Annotated in this window: 9 protein-coding genes, 2 tRNA genes and 3 rRNA genes; 9 read left to right on the top strand and 5 right to left on the bottom strand. The window is 59.0% G+C overall.

Annotation, left to right across the window (positions count from 1 at the left end):
• The first annotated feature begins 39 nt into the window (after nt 1–39).
• Nucleotides 40–1,023 carry a GlxA family transcriptional regulator gene (locus tag AC5O5I_RS18885; protein ID WP_172228314.1) on the top strand — a complete coding sequence of 328 codons (984 nt, stop codon included), beginning with the start codon at nt 40–42 and terminating at the stop codon, nt 1,021–1,023.
• 88 nt (nt 1,024–1,111) lie between these two features.
• Entirely contained in the window at nt 1,112–1,492 is a 381-nt protein-coding gene (locus AC5O5I_RS18880; RefSeq protein ID WP_172228306.1) for an antibiotic biosynthesis monooxygenase, read from the top strand.
• Here the strand turns inward: AC5O5I_RS18880 and AC5O5I_RS18875 are convergent.
• Together AC5O5I_RS18875 and AC5O5I_RS18870 are read right to left on the bottom strand one after the other, a co-directional pair.
• The gene (locus AC5O5I_RS18875) at nt 1,471–2,241 is read right to left on the bottom strand and encodes an alpha/beta hydrolase family protein (protein WP_172228304.1); all 771 of its coding nucleotides are present in this window, start codon (nt 2,239–2,241) and stop codon (nt 1,471–1,473) included. The two genes, AC5O5I_RS18880 and AC5O5I_RS18875, sit on opposite strands and share 22 nt — an antisense overlap.
• Entirely contained in the window at nt 2,225–3,343 is a 1,119-nt protein-coding gene (locus AC5O5I_RS18870; RefSeq protein ID WP_172287073.1) for a DUF3182 family protein, read from the bottom strand. The genes AC5O5I_RS18875 and AC5O5I_RS18870 overlap by 17 nt, the downstream gene beginning before the upstream one ends.
• Nucleotides 3,344–3,562: 219 nt before the next feature.
• Between AC5O5I_RS18870 and AC5O5I_RS18865 the strand changes: the two genes are divergently transcribed.
• Entirely contained in the window at nt 3,563–5,371 is a 1,809-nt protein-coding gene (locus AC5O5I_RS18865) for an aminopeptidase P family protein (RefSeq protein WP_494511317.1), read from the top strand.
• A gap of 39 nt (nt 5,372–5,410) precedes the next feature.
• Here AC5O5I_RS18865 and AC5O5I_RS18860 read toward each other — a convergent pair whose 3' ends face one another.
• Nucleotides 5,411–5,692, bottom strand: coding sequence for a hypothetical protein (locus tag AC5O5I_RS18860; protein WP_172228298.1), 282 nt, complete (start codon nt 5,690–5,692; stop codon nt 5,411–5,413).
• Between the two features lie 189 nt (nt 5,693–5,881).
• Entirely contained in the window at nt 5,882–6,769 is an 888-nt protein-coding gene (gene rhtA, locus AC5O5I_RS18855; RefSeq protein ID WP_172228296.1) for a threonine/homoserine exporter RhtA, read from the bottom strand.
• 627 nt (nt 6,770–7,396) lie between these two features.
• On the opposite strand from rhtA, the gene AC5O5I_RS18850 reads away from it, so the two are divergent.
• The 6 genes from AC5O5I_RS18850 (at nt 7,397) to AC5O5I_RS18825 (ending at nt 14,677) form a co-directional block, all read left to right on the top strand.
• A 16S ribosomal RNA gene (locus tag AC5O5I_RS18850) occupies nt 7,397–8,933 on the top strand.
• A gap of 86 nt (nt 8,934–9,019) precedes the next feature.
• A tRNA-Ile gene (locus tag AC5O5I_RS18845) sits at nt 9,020–9,096 on the top strand.
• A gap of 113 nt (nt 9,097–9,209) precedes the next feature.
• Nucleotides 9,210–9,285 (top strand) — tRNA-Ala (locus tag AC5O5I_RS18840).
• A 244-nt stretch (nt 9,286–9,529) separates the two neighbouring features.
• Nucleotides 9,530–12,422, top strand: a 23S ribosomal RNA gene (locus AC5O5I_RS18835).
• Between the two features lie 143 nt (nt 12,423–12,565).
• Nucleotides 12,566–12,681: ribosomal RNA gene (rrf, locus tag AC5O5I_RS18830) — 5S ribosomal RNA — on the top strand.
• Together the 16S, 23S and 5S rRNA genes with 2 tRNA genes alongside form the textbook arrangement of a ribosomal RNA operon.
• Before the next feature lie 187 nt (nt 12,682–12,868).
• Nucleotides 12,869–14,677, top strand: a complete 1,809-nt coding sequence (locus AC5O5I_RS18825; protein WP_494511316.1) for an ABC transporter ATP-binding protein/permease — start codon at nt 12,869–12,871, stop codon at nt 14,675–14,677.
• On the opposite strand, the gene AC5O5I_RS18820 is transcribed toward AC5O5I_RS18825, so the two are convergent.
• Nucleotides 14,674–15,888 (bottom strand): MFS transporter, encoded by a 1,215-nt coding sequence (locus tag AC5O5I_RS18820; RefSeq protein WP_494511315.1) that lies wholly within the window; start codon nt 15,886–15,888, stop codon nt 14,674–14,676. The two genes, AC5O5I_RS18825 and AC5O5I_RS18820, sit on opposite strands and share 4 nt — an antisense overlap.
• Between the last annotated feature and the right edge of the window lie 130 nt (nt 15,889–16,018).

Genomic DNA, 16,018 nt, shown 5'->3' with positions numbered 1-16,018 from the left:
GCTGTGTGCACCGACCTGACGATTGGCGTGACCGACACTATGCGGGCAAAAACTGACACCTCTGCCAACCTGGACATTGGCCTGCTGTTGTATCCCGGCGTGCAGCGCGCCGCCGTGCATGGCCTGGCCGACCTGTTCCTGGTGGCCAACCGGGTTGCTGCCGAGCTGGGCGCCGTCGACTTGCCGCCGGTGCGCATCAGCTATTGGCAGGCAGATGCGGCAGGGCAGTTGTTGCCAGCTGTTGATAGCTCGCCAGTCGTTGTACCGGGCCTGCGCGTACTGATCATTCCGCCAAGCCTGGAATCGGCACCACCGGGCGAGTTGCTCCAGCGCCACCGCGCGTCTTTGTGTCAGCTCCACGCGAGCGGCACAGTGCTGGCGTCGGTGTGTATCGGGGTGTTCTTCATCGCCGCCAGCGGCCTGCTCGATGGCCGCCCGGCCTGTACCCACTGGAACTACGTGCATGCACTCGCCCAGCGTTATCCAAAAGTGCGGGTAGAGGCTCAGCAGCCGTTGCTCGATGACGGTGACATTGTCACTTCGGCCGGGCTGATGGCCTGGACCGACCTGGGTCTGCGTTTGCTGGAACGGTTTCAGGGAGCAACGGTGGCGCGGGAGACGGCCCGCTACCTCGCGGTCGATCCGGTCGCGACGCCGTTACCTGGTGCGGTGTTCAACCCGCGCCTGGACCACGGCGACGAGGCTGTGCTGAAAGTGCAGCACTGGCTGCAGGGCGATCGCGGGCAGGATGCAGGCCTTGCTGCAATGGCGGCGTGCGCCGGGCTGGAGGAACGCACCTTCCTGCGGCGCTTTCGGGCAGCCACGGGTTTGCGCCCGACCGAGTACTGCCAGCAGGTCAGGGTGGGGCGGGCGTGTCGCTTGCTGGAATTCACCCGGCGCAATGTCGAGCAGATCGCCTGGGGCGTGGGTTACCAGGACGCAAGTGCGTTTCGCAAAGTGTTCCAACGCATCACCGGACTGACGCCGAGCGATTACCGGCGGCGGTTTGCGGTGACAGGGTAGGGCTCGGAAACCACTTGACCTTGACCTTGCTTGAGGTTTTACCCTGCCGTGCATCGCGCTGCATGCGTCCTTGACCAGGAGACCGTTGATGACGGCAAGCCCTCATGCCCTGTGGTTCACACAGATGATCGAATACCAAGTGCCGAGCATATACCAGCACGCCCTGGTCCAGGCCTTGGTAGCCCGCAGCGAGGCGCTGGCTAACCGCTGCGAAGGGCTGCAAGGTGTCAGCATCCAGGCCAGCGACGACGGCAGCCGGGTACTCCAGTACCTGCAGTGGCAGTCGCGTCAGACGTGGGCTGCGGCGGCTGCCTGCTTTGTCGAGGAGCCGTTCCTTGAACTGCTTGCCCGGCACCAGGCGCGTGGCGTCAACTTTGCCGCGTACCAGGCGGTACGCAGCCTGGTACGGGGTGAAGATGGCGGCCTGCATTGCCAGGTGGGCAACCCTCAGGCGTACCAGGGTGCATAGTGCGGATAGCGGTCCAGTCGGGCGCCGATGACCATTTCGCTGACCCAGGCCGCCAGGATCGAACTGTAGGCCTTCTGGCTCTCCTCGCTGGACAATGCGTGGTCGGCACCGTCGACAATACGATGGGTCAGCGAATGGGCGCTGATGAAAGCCGAACGGTAGCTCATCAGCGTGCTGTGCGGCACATAGTCGTCCTGCTCGGACTCCACCAGCAACACATCCCCGCTGAATTCGGCACAGGCCGCCAGCGCACGGTTGTCGGCCGGGCCCAGCGGTCGCTGGCGGTAGGCGTTCAGCCGTTGCCGGTCGAGGGTTTGCTTGGGCATATCCCATTCATCGTCCCAGTACATGGCGGGTACCCGCAGGGCCAGCCATCTGACCGACCGCTCGCGGGTCAGCAAAGTCGCCAGGTAGCCGCCATAGCTGCTGCCGATGATGGCGATCGCCTGCGGATCGACCGCGGGGTGGCCGGCAAGCCGGTCGTACGCCACCATCAGGTCCTGCAGGTTCTGCTCGCGGGTGACGGTCAGCCGCTGGCTTGCGGTTTTTTCATGGCCGCGCAGGTCGAAGGTCATGCATACGCAACCCAACCCGGTGATGTGCCGGGCACGGGCCAGGTCGCGTTGCTGGCTGCCGCCCCAGCCGTGCACGAAGAGAATGCCCGGCATCTGGCTGCCGGGGCTGACCAGGGTGCCAACGATGCTGTCGTTTTCAACTTGCAGTTCAACGGTTTCACTCTGAATGGCCATGCTCGCGAATCCGCGCAAATTTGCTGAGTTGTCCGAGTTCACTGTCGTTTCCTTGATAGAAGAGGGTGGCATCAGAGGGGAGGTCAGGGGTGCCGAACACTTCATGGGTGGACGCGTGCACTCGTTGCAATGCAGGGTCGTCGGCAAACGCCTGCAGGGCCAGCAGTTCGGCACTGCTGGCGCCGCCCAGGCGCCAGGACTGCTCGAGTACACCGCTGCGCAGGTGGCCTTGAGGGTCGCGGCCGCGAGCAATGTCGTAGTTGCGGCGTGAGGCGATGAAGCCCGGGAAGTGCTGCTCGGCAGCCTGCTCGTAGGCAATGGCCTGGTTGATCGCCAGGCGCAGGTGGTCTTCCAGTGGCAGTTGCAGCAGCGCCTGATAGTCGCCACGTACCACCACCAGGTCCGAGCCGCCATAGACCTCGGCTCCTTGATGGTCGTGGGTCAGCTGCTGGGTACCGTGATAGCTGCAGGTCAGGCCGGCAACGCGCACCTGGCCGACACTGAAGGTTTCGACCTTGCTCAGGTCTTCTTCAAGCACCAGTCCCCACAATGCCAGCTGCTGGTCGTCCATGCTGGCCAGCAGGGGCTCCAGCGCATCCGCGCTGTCGATAACCTGCTGCCCGCGGCCGGCACAGGCCAGCACAGGCTTGACCCGCAACGGGCCGTCCATCAGCAACAGCTGAGCAGCGGTACGGGCGTCGGCCTTGCTGAACACGGTATAGCCGCGCAGCAGGGCGTCGCTGGCCTGCCGGGCGAAGGCATCGGTCCAGCCAGGCGGGAAGCTTGCATTGGCGGGCAGGGGGTGGGAGATCGCCTTGGTCGCCATATAGGGGCTGGTGACCACGCCGCCGAACAGGTCCTGCTCGTCGCAGATGCCGATGGTGGCCTGTCGCTGGGGGTCGATCAGCGTTTCGGTGGGCAAGTAGTAGTAGCCGTCGTCGGCGGTTGGCGGGTCGGCCGGTTTCATGTGCGGGCAACCCAGCAGGCGCGCCAGGCCATCGGCAAGCTTCTGGTGTACGGCACGCTCGTGATCGGGTGTGCTGGCGCGGGTGTCGAGCAGCACCACGGCAGTTTTCGGCTTGCAGACACTGGGCATGGTCATTTGCCTGTGTGCAGTGAATGTACTGCGTGTGAAGCCGGCATCTTGCGGAAGTTCAGTAGGACGTGATCGGTGGTCCTCGCCCGGTTGTAGGAAGCGTCTGATTGCACAAGGCATGGCGGGCAATACATGCCTTGTCTTGGTCGACGTGATTGCAGGGGCTGGGCGGCTGTTCCATTATCGGAGCATTGGACCAACCGTGATGTAGCCGCAGGAGAGCGCATGAACGTTCAGACCACCCTTGAGCCAAGCGTACCGCAGCGACTGGCGCGCGTGCGCCAGACCATGGCCGCCGGCGGCATCGATGCCTTGCTGGTGCCTTCGGCTGACCCGCACCTTTCCGAATACCTGCCCGGTTACTGGCAGGGGCGCCAGTGGCTGTCGGGGTTTCACGGCTCCGTGGGCACGCTGGTGGTCACCCCTGACTTTGCCGGCTTGTGGGTCGACAGCCGCTATTGGGAGCAGGCGGAGCATGAGCTGGCCGGCAGCGGCATCGAACTGATGAAGCTTGTGCCGGGCAAACCCGGTGCGCTGGAATGGCTGGGTGAAAACGTCAAGTTGGAGGGTAGCGTCGCGGTGGATGGTGCGGTCATGGCCCTGGCGTCGGCACGCCAGTTGGGCGAACGGCTCAAGGCCCGTGGGGCGCGACTGGTGACGGACCAGGACGTGCTTGGGCAGGCCTGGGAAGGGCGCCCGGGTCTGCCAGGTAACCCGGTGTACCAGCACTTGCCGCCACACGCCACGGTGAGCCGGGCGGAAAAGCTCGCGCAGCTGCGCAAGGACATGCACGCCAAGGCGGTCGACTGGCACTTCATCGCTACCCTCGATGACATTGCCTGGCTGTTCAACTTGCGGGGCAGCGACGTCTCCTATAATCCGGTGTTCCTGGCATTCGCCCTGATTAATCAGCAACAGGCCATCCTTTTTGTCGGCCCGGACAAGCTCGATGCGCACCTGCGTCAGGTGCTGGCGGCCGACGGCATCGAGGTGCGCGACTATAACGAAGCAGGCCAGGCGCTGGGTGCGGTACCGGCCAGCGGCCGGCTGTTGGTGGATCCGGCGCGGGTCACCTGCGGCTTGCTGGATAACCTGCCTGCAGAGGTGGAGCTGGTCGAGGGGGTCAACCCCACTACCCTGAGCAAGTCATGCAAAGGTGGCGAAGACCTGGTGCACATTCGTCAGGTGATGGAGCAGGACGGCGCTGCCCTATGCGAATTCTTCGCCTGGTTCGAGGCCAGCCTGGGGCGGGAAGTCATCACCGAGTTGACCATCGACGAGCAACTGAGCGCTGCGCGTGCACGCCGCCCAGGTTTCGTTTCGTTGAGCTTCTCGACCATCGCCGCTTTCAATGGCAATGGCGCGATGCCGCATTACCGTGCCACCGAGCACGCACATGCGGTCATCGAGGGCGATGGTTTGCTGCTGATCGATTCGGGTGGGCAATACCTGGGGGGTACCACCGACATCACGCGCATGGTGCCGGTGGGCGAGCCCAGCCTTGAACAGAAGCAGGATTGCACGCGCGTACTCAAGGGCATGATCGCGTTGTCGCGCGCCAGCTTCCCGCGCGGGGTGCTGTCGCCGTTGCTCGATGCCATCGCCCGGGCTCCGCTGTGGGCTGACCAGGTCGATTATGGTCACGGCACGGGGCATGGGGTGGGCTATTTCATGAACGTTCATGAGGGGCCGCAAGTGATTGCCTACCAGGCGGCAGCCACGCCGCAGACCGCGATGCAGGCGGGCATGATCAGCTCGATCGAACCGGGCACGTATCGCCCCGGCCAGTGGGGCGTGCGCATCGAAAACCTGGTAGTCAACCGTGAGGCGGGCAAGAGTGCCTTCGGCGACTTCCTGAAATTCGAGACATTGACGCTGTGCCCGATCGACACCCGCTGCTTGCTGCCCAAGTTGCTGGCCGAGGAAGAGCAGCAGTGGTTGAACGACTATCACTCCACGGTGCGCGAGCGCCTGGCGCCCCTGCTCAATGGCGAAGCGCTGGCCTGGCTGGAGGCGCGTACCGCACCCCTCTAAGGAGCAAATTAAAAGGGCAGCTTCAGCGCTGCCCTGTTGCTACTTGCAGACGACGATCATGCTGCGGCTGGTGTAGCCCGCCGGGTTGATCCCGAACAGGTAGTCACCCTGCTCTTCGTCGGTGTCACCTGAGCGGGCGATGACCCTGTAGCCTCGTGCGCTGCACGAACTCGCGGCCTTGCTGTAGCACTTGTCCCATGAGGAGGAGAGGCCAGAGCAATTGATATGCAGCCCCTTCTTCCCGCGTTTGACCTCAGTCTTGGCCGTGGCGGCACATCCAGCAATTGCCAAGATGGCCAGGATGAGCAAAATACGTTTCATTCCTGTCCTTAAATGCAGGGCGGTCCAGTGTCTGGCCCTGTCGTTATCGCTTCGAATCTTCCTGAAAGTTCCCCAGCGTCCGTGGTCGGCTCAGTAGATAGCGTAAAGATGATGATTCTGTGACAGCTTAATCAGCGAGACGGGTCGCTTCAATCACTATTCCCGTCTCAAATGAAAATATTTCTCATATCAGTCTGCGGCGATGGCCGGGCTCGGCTCCTTGCGCATGGACAGGGTCGTACCGACCGAGGCGGTAATGATTGCCAGAATCGCCAGCCACTGGGTAACCGTCAGCACCTCGCCGAGGAACAGCAGCCCGGACAGCGCACCGAACGCCGGTTCGATACTCATCAGGGTGCCGAAGGTGCGCGCCGGAATGCGCGTAAGGGCAACCATTTCCAGGCTGTAGGGCAGGGCGGTGGAGAGTATTGCGACTCCAATCGCCATCGGGATCACGGCGGGCGTCAGGAGTGCGGCGCCGGCGTGGACAATACCGATGGGGGCGACGAACAGGGCGGCGACCACTACCCCTAGCGCCGCAGTCTGGATGCCGTGTTCGGCGCCGGCACGCTGCCCGAACAGGATGTACAGCGCCCAGCAGACACCAGCGCCCAGGGCGTAGGCAGCGCCCACCGGGTCGAGTGCCTGGCCGCTGTGGCCTGCTGGCAGCAACAGCAGCAGGCCGGCGATGGCCAGGCCGATCCACACGAAGTCGATCGCCCGCCGCGAGGAAAAGATCGCCACTGCCAGCGGGCCGGTGAACTCCAGCGCAACGGCGATACCGATCGGTACGGTTTGCAGCGCCATATAGAAGAGGAAGTTCATGCCGCCCAGGGCCATGCCATAGATGATGACATTGCGCAGTGCGCTGGCAGTCATGCGCACTCGCCATGGCCGCAGGATCAACAGCATGATGATGCTGGCGAAGATCAGGCGCAGGGTGGTGGTGCCTTGAGCGCCGATGATGGGGAACATGCTTTTGGCCAGGGAGGCGCCGGTCTGGATCGAGGCCATGGCGATGAGCAGCAGGCCGATCGGGAAGAGGGTAGCGGCCAGGCTGCGGGGCTGGGTGTTCATTTAGGTGGGGGAATCCTTGGGCGGGCTTGGGGGTGTGCGCAGTATAGTGCGCAAAGGTGGTTGGGTGGTGCAAGGGGGTCGTGGCGGGCACCTGGCGGTCTTGATATGGTCTTTTGCCCGTATATTTCACTTTCTTGAAATTAAAGGTTGACGCCCTTTCGAATCCCCTTATAATGCGCCCCACTTCCAGCGACAACGGAACGACAAACTCCTTGATATTCAACGAGTTAGGTAGTTCAGAAGATGCTGTAAGGGCTTCGATCGAAAGATCGGCAGCGGTGATAAAGGCAGTTGACAGCGGATTTAAACGCTGTATTATTCGCCTCCCGCTGCGAGAGATCGCAGCGAGCCAAGTGTTTGAAGCTAAACGAGTTTCTCGGAAAAAACTTCAAAATAAACGCTTGACAGGCTCTGAGGAAAGCGTAGAATGCGCGCCTCGGTTGAGACGAAAAGCTCTTAACCAAACGCTCTTTAACAAATTGAATCAAGCAATTCGTGTGGGTGCTTGTGAGTACGGACTGATAGTCAGAAAGATTATCAGCATCACAAGTGGCCATGCGAGAAATCACATAGTCATTTGAGATTGCTGAGCCAAGTTTAGGGTTTCTTAAAAACCCAAGCAGTATTGAACTGAAGAGTTTGATCATGGCTCAGATTGAACGCTGGCGGCAGGCCTAACACATGCAAGTCGAGCGGATGACGGGAGCTTGCTCCTGGATTCAGCGGCGGACGGGTGAGTAATGCCTAGGAATCTGCCTGGTAGTGGGGGACAACGTTTCGAAAGGAACGCTAATACCGCATACGTCCTACGGGAGAAAGCAGGGGACCTTCGGGCCTTGCGCTATCAGATGAGCCTAGGTCGGATTAGCTAGTTGGTGGGGTAATGGCTCACCAAGGCGACGATCCGTAACTGGTCTGAGAGGATGATCAGTCACACTGGAACTGAGACACGGTCCAGACTCCTACGGGAGGCAGCAGTGGGGAATATTGGACAATGGGCGAAAGCCTGATCCAGCCATGCCGCGTGTGTGAAGAAGGTCTTCGGATTGTAAAGCACTTTAAGTTGGGAGGAAGGGCAGTAAGCGAATACCTTGCTGTTTTGACGTTACCGACAGAATAAGCACCGGCTAACTCTGTGCCAGCAGCCGCGGTAATACAGAGGGTGCAAGCGTTAATCGGAATTACTGGGCGTAAAGCGCGCGTAGGTGGTTTGTTAAGTTGGATGTGAAAGCCCCGGGCTCAACCTGGGAACTGCATCCAAAACTGGCAAGCTAGAGTACGGTAGAGGGTGGTGGAATTTCCTGTGTAGCGGTGAAATGCGTAGATATAGGAAGGAACACCAGTGGCGAAGGCGACCACCTGGACTGATACTGACACTGAGGTGCGAAAGCGTGGGGAGCAAACAGGATTAGATACCCTGGTAGTCCACGCCGTAAACGATGTCAACTAGCCGTTGGAATCCTTGAGATTTTAGTGGCGCAGCTAACGCATTAAGTTGACCGCCTGGGGAGTACGGCCGCAAGGTTAAAACTCAAATGAATTGACGGGGGCCCGCACAAGCGGTGGAGCATGTGGTTTAATTCGAAGCAACGCGAAGAACCTTACCAGGCCTTGACATGCAGAGAACTTTCCAGAGATGGATTGGTGCCTTCGGGAACTCTGACACAGGTGCTGCATGGCTGTCGTCAGCTCGTGTCGTGAGATGTTGGGTTAAGTCCCGTAACGAGCGCAACCCTTGTCCTTAGTTACCAGCACGTTATGGTGGGCACTCTAAGGAGACTGCCGGTGACAAACCGGAGGAAGGTGGGGATGACGTCAAGTCATCATGGCCCTTACGGCCTGGGCTACACACGTGCTACAATGGTCGGTACAGAGGGTTGCCAAGCCGCGAGGTGGAGCTAATCTCACAAAACCGATCGTAGTCCGGATCGCAGTCTGCAACTCGACTGCGTGAAGTCGGAATCGCTAGTAATCGCGAATCAGAATGTCGCGGTGAATACGTTCCCGGGCCTTGTACACACCGCCCGTCACACCATGGGAGTGGGTTGCACCAGAAGTAGCTAGTCTAACCTTCGGGAGGACGGTTACCACGGTGTGATTCATGACTGGGGTGAAGTCGTAACAAGGTAGCCGTAGGGGAACCTGCGGCTGGATCACCTCCTTAATCGACGACATCAGCCTGCTGATGAGCACCCACACGAATTGCTTGATTCATTGTAAAAGACGATCAAGACCCAAAGTTGTACCGTTAGGTCTGTAGCTCAGTTGGTTAGAGCGCACCCCTGATAAGGGTGAGGTCGGCAGTTCAAATCTGCCCAGACCTACCATTTTGATTGGAATGGTGAGCACCCCATACCTCTGGATAAAGAGAGGTGAGGACGGCTCTTCTGCAGTTCAAATCTGCCCAGACCTACCATTACATGGTTTAGCCGCAGAATACGGGGCCATAGCTCAGCTGGGAGAGCGCCTGCCTTGCACGCAGGAGGTCAGCGGTTCGATCCCGCTTGGCTCCACCACTTTCGCTGTACACAGTCACTTGTCAGAACTTAGAAATGAACATTCGTGACTGAATGTTGATTTCTGACTTTTGTCAGATCGTTCTTTAAAAATTCGGATATGTGATAGAAATAGACTGAACACCAGTTTCACTGCTGGTGGATCAGGCTAAGGTAAAATTTGTGAGTTCTGCTCGAAAGAGCGACGTGCGAATTTTCGGCGAATGTCGTCTTCACAGTATAACCAGATTGCTTGGGGTTATATGGTCAAGTGAAGAAGCGCATACGGTGGATGCCTTGGCAGTCAGAGGCGATGAAAGACGTGGTAGCCTGCGATAAGCTTTGGGGAGTCGGCAAACAGACTGTGATCCAGAGATCTCTGAATGGGGGAACCCACTCAGCATAAGCTGAGTATCTTGTACTGAATACATAGGTGCAAGAGGCGAACCAGGGGAACTGAAACATCTAAGTACCCTGAGGAATAGAAATCAACCGAGATTCCCTTAGTAGTGGCGAGCGAACGGGGACCAGCCCTTAAGTTGGTTTGAGATTAGTGGAACGCTCTGGAAAGTGCGGCCATAGTGGGTGATAGCCCCGTACACGAAAATCTCTTATCAATGAAATCGAGTAGGACGGAGCACGAGAAACTTTGTCTGAATATGGGGGGACCATCCTCCAAGGCTAAATACTACTGACTGACCGATAGTGAACCAGTACCGTGAGGGAAAGGCGAAAAGAACCCCGGAGAGGGGAGTGAAATAGATCCTGAAACCGTATGCGTACAAGCAGTGGGAGCCTACTTTGTTAGGTGACTGCGTACCTTTTGTATAATGGGTCAGCGACTTATATTCAGTGGCGAGCTTAACCGAATAGGGGAGGCGTAGCGAAAGCGAGTCTTAATAGGGCGTTTAGTCGCTGGGTATAGACCCGAAACCGGGCGATCTATCCATGGGCAGGTTGAAGGTTAGGTAACACTGACTGGAGGACCGAACCGACTACCGTTGAAAAGTTAGCGGATGACCTGTGGATCGGAGTGAAAGGCTAATCAAGCTCGGAGATAGCTGGTTCTCCTCGAAAGCTATTTAGGTAGCGCCTCATGTATCACTGTAGGGGGTAGAGCACTGTTTCGGCTAGGGGGTCATCCCGACTTACCAAACCGATGCAAACTCCGAATACCTACAAGTGCCGAGCATGGGAGACACACGGCGGGTGCTAACGTCCGTCGTGAAAAGGGAAACAACCCAGACCGTCAGCTAAGGTCCCAAAGTCATGGTTAAGTGGGAAACGATGTGGGAAGGCTTAGACAGCTAGGAGGTTGGCTTAGAAGCAGCCACCCTTTAAAGAAAGCGTAATAGCTCACTAGTCGAGTCGGCCTGCGCGGAAGATGTAACGGGGCTCAAACCATGCACCGAAGCTACGGGTATCATCTTATGATGATGCGGTAGAGGAGCGTTCTGTAAGCCTGTGAAGGTGAGTTGAGAAGCTTGCTGGAGGTATCAGAAGTGCGAATGCTGACATGAGTAACGACAATGCGAGTGAAAAACTCGCACGCCGAAAGACCAAGGTTTCCTGCGCAACGTTAATCGACGCAGGGTTAGTCGGTCCCTAAGGCGAGGCTGAAAAGCGTAGTCGATGGAAAACAGGTTAATATTCCTGTACTTCCAGTTATTGCGATGGAGGGACGGAGAAGGTTAGGCCAGCCTGGCGTTGGTTGTCCAGGTTTAAGGTGGTAGGCTGAAATCTTAGGCAAATCCGGGATTTCAAGGCCGAGAGCTGATGACGAGTTGCCTTTAGGCGACGAAGTGGTTGATACCATGCTTCCAAGAAAAGCTCCTAAGCTTCAGATAACTGGGAACCGTACCCCAAACCGACACAGGTGGTTAGGTAGAGAATACCAAGGCGCTTGAGAGAACTCGGGTGAAGGAACTAGGCAAAATGGCACCGTAACTTCGGGAGAAGGTGCGCCGGCGAGGGTCAAGGACTTGCTCCGTAAGCCCATGCCGGTCGAAGATACCAGGCCGCTGCGACTGTTTATTAAAAACACAGCACTCTGCAAACACGAAAGTGGACGTATAGGGTGTGACGCCTGCCCGGTGCCGGAAGGTTAATTGATGGGGTTAGCGCAAGCGAAGCTCTTGATCGAAGCCCCGGTAAACGGCGGCCGTAACTATAACGGTCCTAAGGTAGCGAAATTCCTTGTCGGGTAAGTTCCGACCTGCACGAATGGCGTAACGATGGCGGCGCTGTCTCCACCCGAGACTCAGTGAAATTGAAATCGCTGTGAAGATGCAGTGTATCCGCGGCTAGACGGAAAGACCCCGTGAACCTTTACTATAGCTTTGCACTGGACTTTGAATTTGCTTGTGTAGGATAGGTGGGAGGCTTTGAAGTGGGGACGCCAGTTCTCATGGAGCCATCCTTGAAATACCACCCTGGCAACTTTGAGGTTCTAACTCAGGTCCGTTATCCGGATCGAGGACAGTGTATGGTGGGTAGTTTGACTGGGGCGGTCTCCTCCCAAAGAGTAACGGAGGAGTACGAAGGTGCGCTCAGACCGGTCGGAAATCGGTCGTAGAGTATAAAGGCAAAAGCGCGCTTGACTGCGAGACACACACGTCGAGCAGGTACGAAAGTAGGTCTTAGTGATCCGGTGGTTCTGTATGGAAGGGCCATCGCTCAACGGATAAAAGGTACTCCGGGGATAACAGGCTGATACCGCCCAAGAGTTCATATCGACGGCGGTGTTTGGCACCTCGATGTCGGCTCATCACATCCTGGGGCTGAAGCCGGTCCCAAGGGTATGGCTGTTCGCCATTTAAAGTGGTACGCGAGCTGGGTTTAGAACGTCGTGAGACAGTTCGGTCCCTATCTGCCGTGGACGTTTGAGATTTGAGAGGGGCTGCTCCTAGTACGAGAGGACCGGAGTGGACGAACCTCTGGTGTTCCGGTTGTCACGCCAGTGGCATTGCCGGGTAGCTATGTTCGGAAGAGATAACCGCTGAAAGCATCTAAGCGGGAAACTTGCCTCAAGATGAGATCTCACTGGGATCTAGAATCCCCTGAAGGGCCGTCGAAGACTACGACGTTGATAGGTTGGGTGTGTAAGCGCTGTGAGGCGTTGAGCTAACCAATACTAATTGCCCGTGAGGCTTGACCATATAACACCCAAGCAATTTGCTCATGCAGATTGCGGTGGTGAAGATGACACGAACCGAAAGTTCGCACTGTTCACAAAGCATCACAACTATCACATATCCGAATTCGCTGGGCTGTCCATCTGGACATTCTGGCTACAGAATTTCTTGACGACCATAGAGCATTGGAACCACCTGATCCCATCCCGAACTCAGTAGTGAAACGATGCATCGCCGATGGTAGTGTGGGGTCTCCCCATGTGAGAGTAGGTCATCGTCAAGATTCATTTCGCAAAACCCCTATCTGCGCATGCAGGTAGGGGTTTTGTCTTTCTGCCGCTCAAACATCAGCCGTACGCCGCTCCTACAGCATTCGCGCAACCAAGCCATCATGAAATGTCCGTCATGTATGCCTGCTGCAGCACACCACAGTGCTACGCTCGCGAAAACACTCTGCACGGATAATCACCATGGAAATGAACTGGCACCAGGCCCTCCAAGAAAGCCTGAGCTGGCTGGCGATCGCCTCGTTCATCACCCTTGTCTGCTTCACTGCAGCCGCCACCCTGGCCGTACGTTGCACGCGCTGGGGCAGCCAGTTCTGGCAGCTTGCGGGGCCTTATTTCAGTTTCAGGCGCAGTTGGCGGCCGCTGCTGGTGTTTGCGTTGCTGCTGATACTGACGCTGTTCTCGGTACGCCTGAATGTGCTGTTCTCGTTCTGGTACAACGGCTTCTACAGCGCCTTGCAGGCGCTTGACCAGGCGGCGTTTTGGTACCTTCTCGGGGTGTTCGCGGTCTTGGCCAGCATCCATGTGCTGCGCTCGCTGTTCACGTTCTACGTAAGCCAGGCGTTCAGCATTCACTGGCGGGTCTGGCTTACCAAGCGTCTTACCCGCGACTGGATGCACGGCGATGCCTACTACCGTGGCCAGTTCCTCGCCGAGCCGGTGGATAACCCCGACCAGCGCATCGAGCTGGACGTCAACGCCTTCGTCAACAACTCGGTGACGCTGGCCCTGGGGGCGGTCAGCGCGTTGGTATCGCTGGTGGCGTTTACCGGGATCCTTTGGGGGCTTTCGGCACCGTTGGCGGTGGCCGGGATTGAAATCCCCCGAGCGATGGTGTTTGCCGTTTACCTGTATGTCATCGTCGCCACCTGGATTGCCTTCCGTCTCGGCCGGCCGTTGATCCGCTTGAACTTCCTCAATGAAAAACTCACCGCCAACTTCCGTTACGCGCTGATGCGCCTGCGCGAGAATGCCGAAAACATCGCGTTCTACCAAGGGGCCCAGGTTGAGCGTAGTACGCTGCTGGGCCGCTTTGGCGCGTTGATCATCAATGCCTGGGCGCTGGTATTCCGAAACCTGAAGTTCAGCGGTTTCAACCTGGGCATCAGCCAGGTCGCCGTGGTATTCCCGTTCATTTTGCAGGCGCCACGCTTTTTTAGCGGGGCAATCAAGCTGGGCGATGTCATGCAGACGTCCCAGGCATTCGGCCAGGTGCAGGACTCGTTGTCGTTCTTCCGTGAGTCGTATGATGCTTTTGCCCAGTACCGCGCCACGCTTGACCGTCTCACCGGGTTCCTTGATGCGAACGCGCAGGCGAGCGCCTTGCCGCGTGTCCTCACGCACGAGCAGGCTCATGCCCTGGATATCGCCCGCTTGCAGGTGCTGCGCCCTGATGGGCACGCCCTTATCGCCGACCTGAATCTACGCCTGCACGCCGGTCAGGCGTTGCTGATCAAGGGGCCGTCGGGCAGTGGCAAGACCACGCTGTTGCGTGCGTTGGCGGGCCTCTGGCCGTACGCAGAGGGCCAGGTCAACCGGCCGACGGGTCATCAGGCGATGTTCCTGTCGCAGCGCCCGTACTTGCCGCTGGGTGACTTGCGTACGGTGATTGCCTATCCGGCAGCCAGCAAGGCTGAGGATGCCGCGCGCATGCAGCAGGCGTTGCGCCAGGTCAACCTGGCCCACCTGGCTGAGCGTCTCGACGTCAGTTGCGACTGGTCACATATCCTTTCGGTGGGTGAGCAGCAGCGCCTGGCGTTCGCCCGGGTGCTGTTCAACCGGCCTCAGGTAGTGTTCCTCGACGAGTCCACCTCGGCCATGGATGAAGGGCTCGAGCACACGTTGTATTCGTTGCTGCGCTCGGAAATGCCGGGTGCGTTGCTGGTCAGTGTTGGCCATCGCAGCACACTCGCAGGGTTCCATACACATCGGCTCGAGGTCGATGGGCATGGCGGCTGGTCTTTGCTTGAACAGCGACCCGCATTGGCCTAGCGTACCTTTGTGCGCAACAGCGTCACTCCCAACAGCGTGGCGCTGGCGAACCCTGCGCCGACCAGAAAGGTGGCCTGGAACCCTGCACCGTCCCATAACAACCCGGCTACCACGCTGGCTGCCAGCAGCGCCACACCGGTCAACAGGTTGAACACACCGAAGGCAGTACCGCGAAGGTTGGCGGGTGCACTGTCGGCGATCATCGCCGCGAAGATGCCCTGGCTGAAGCCCAGGTGCAGGCCCCAGGCAGCAACCCCCAAGGTCAGCCCGGCCCAGCCCGGCAGCAGGGCCAGCAACAGGTCGGCGGCCATCAGCAACCCCAGCCCGGCCAGCAATACACCGCGGCGGCCGACCCGATCGGAAAGCACCCCGGCAGGGTAGGCTGACAGTGAATAGGCCAGGGCCATCAGTACCAGGACCGCCGGCGCCCACAACGGTGCCAGGCCCATGTCCTGGGCGCGTAGCAGCAGGAACGCCTCACTGAAGCGGGCCAGGGTAAACAACGTGGCCAGGCTGATCAGGCGCCAGTAGGCTGGCCCCAGACGGACCAGTTCGCGCAGTGCCAGCGGCGCACGCACCGGCCGTGTCATGGTCGGTGTTTCAGGTTCGCGAACGAAGGCAACGAGAATGTAAACCGCCACGCATGCCGGTATCACCGCCACCCAGAACACCGTCTGGAAATGGCTTGCGGTCAGCCACATCAGCCCTATAGCCAGTAACGGTCCGAGGAAGGCGCCCACAGTGTCGAGCGTCTGCCGCAGGCCGAACGCGGCGCCGCGCAATTCGGCGGGCGTGATATCGGCCACCAGCGCATCGCGCGGCGCGCCACGGATGCCTTTGCCGACCCGGTCGACGAAGCGCGCCGCAGTCAGCCACTCCAGGCCGGAGGCCAGGGGAAATACCGGTTTGGTAAGCGCACCGAGGCCATAGCCCAGTACCGTGAGCAGCTTGCGTTTGCCCATTCGGTCGCTAAGCGCGCCCGAGAACAGCTTGGTGATTGACGCGGTGGCCTCGGCAATGCCTTCGATGACACCCACCGCCAGCACTGATGTGCCGAGCACGGTGACCATGTACAGGGGGAGCAGGGCGTGGATCATCTCCGAGGAGATGTCCATGAACATTGACACGAAACCCAGCGCCCAGACGCTTCGGGGGATCTTGGCCACGCTTCTGGCGGTGCTCGCCGGGCTGCTTTCTTCATTGCTGCGCATCAGGGGTCTCTGAACAGTTGCCACGTTCGAAACTGTAGGTGGCAACGTGCTGGATGCAAATCACCAGGGCCACAGGCCGCCATGCGGCCCATCGTGGTCTGCAGACTTCGATACCCAGCTCGCGGTGGTG

This window comes from Pseudomonas sp. 9_2_1 (genome assembly GCF_059295275.1).
This window is presented reverse-complemented; position numbering and strand designations above follow the sequence as displayed.

Excerpts from the sequence above, each read along its gene's own strand:
- AC5O5I_RS18885 (WP_172228314.1), top strand. The coding sequence starts at position 40 with ATGCGGGCAAAAACTGACACCTCTGCCAACCTGGACATTGGCCTGCTG.
- AC5O5I_RS18880 (WP_172228306.1), top strand. The coding sequence starts at position 1,112 with ATGACGGCAAGCCCTCATGCCCTGTGGTTCACACAGATGATCGAATAC.
- AC5O5I_RS18875 (WP_172228304.1), bottom strand. The coding sequence starts at position 2,241 with ATGGCCATTCAGAGTGAAACCGTTGAACTGCAAGTTGAAAACGACAGC.
- AC5O5I_RS18870 (WP_172287073.1), bottom strand. The coding sequence starts at position 3,343 with ATGACCATGCCCAGTGTCTGCAAGCCGAAAACTGCCGTGGTGCTGCTC.
- AC5O5I_RS18865 (WP_494511317.1), top strand. The coding sequence starts at position 3,563 with ATGAACGTTCAGACCACCCTTGAGCCAAGCGTACCGCAGCGACTGGCG.
- AC5O5I_RS18860 (WP_172228298.1), bottom strand. The coding sequence starts at position 5,692 with ATGAAACGTATTTTGCTCATCCTGGCCATCTTGGCAATTGCTGGATGT.
- rhtA (WP_172228296.1), bottom strand. The coding sequence starts at position 6,769 with ATGAACACCCAGCCCCGCAGCCTGGCCGCTACCCTCTTCCCGATCGGC.
- AC5O5I_RS18825 (WP_494511316.1), top strand. The coding sequence starts at position 12,869 with ATGGAAATGAACTGGCACCAGGCCCTCCAAGAAAGCCTGAGCTGGCTG.
- AC5O5I_RS18820 (WP_494511315.1), bottom strand. The coding sequence starts at position 15,888 with ATGCGCAGCAATGAAGAAAGCAGCCCGGCGAGCACCGCCAGAAGCGTG.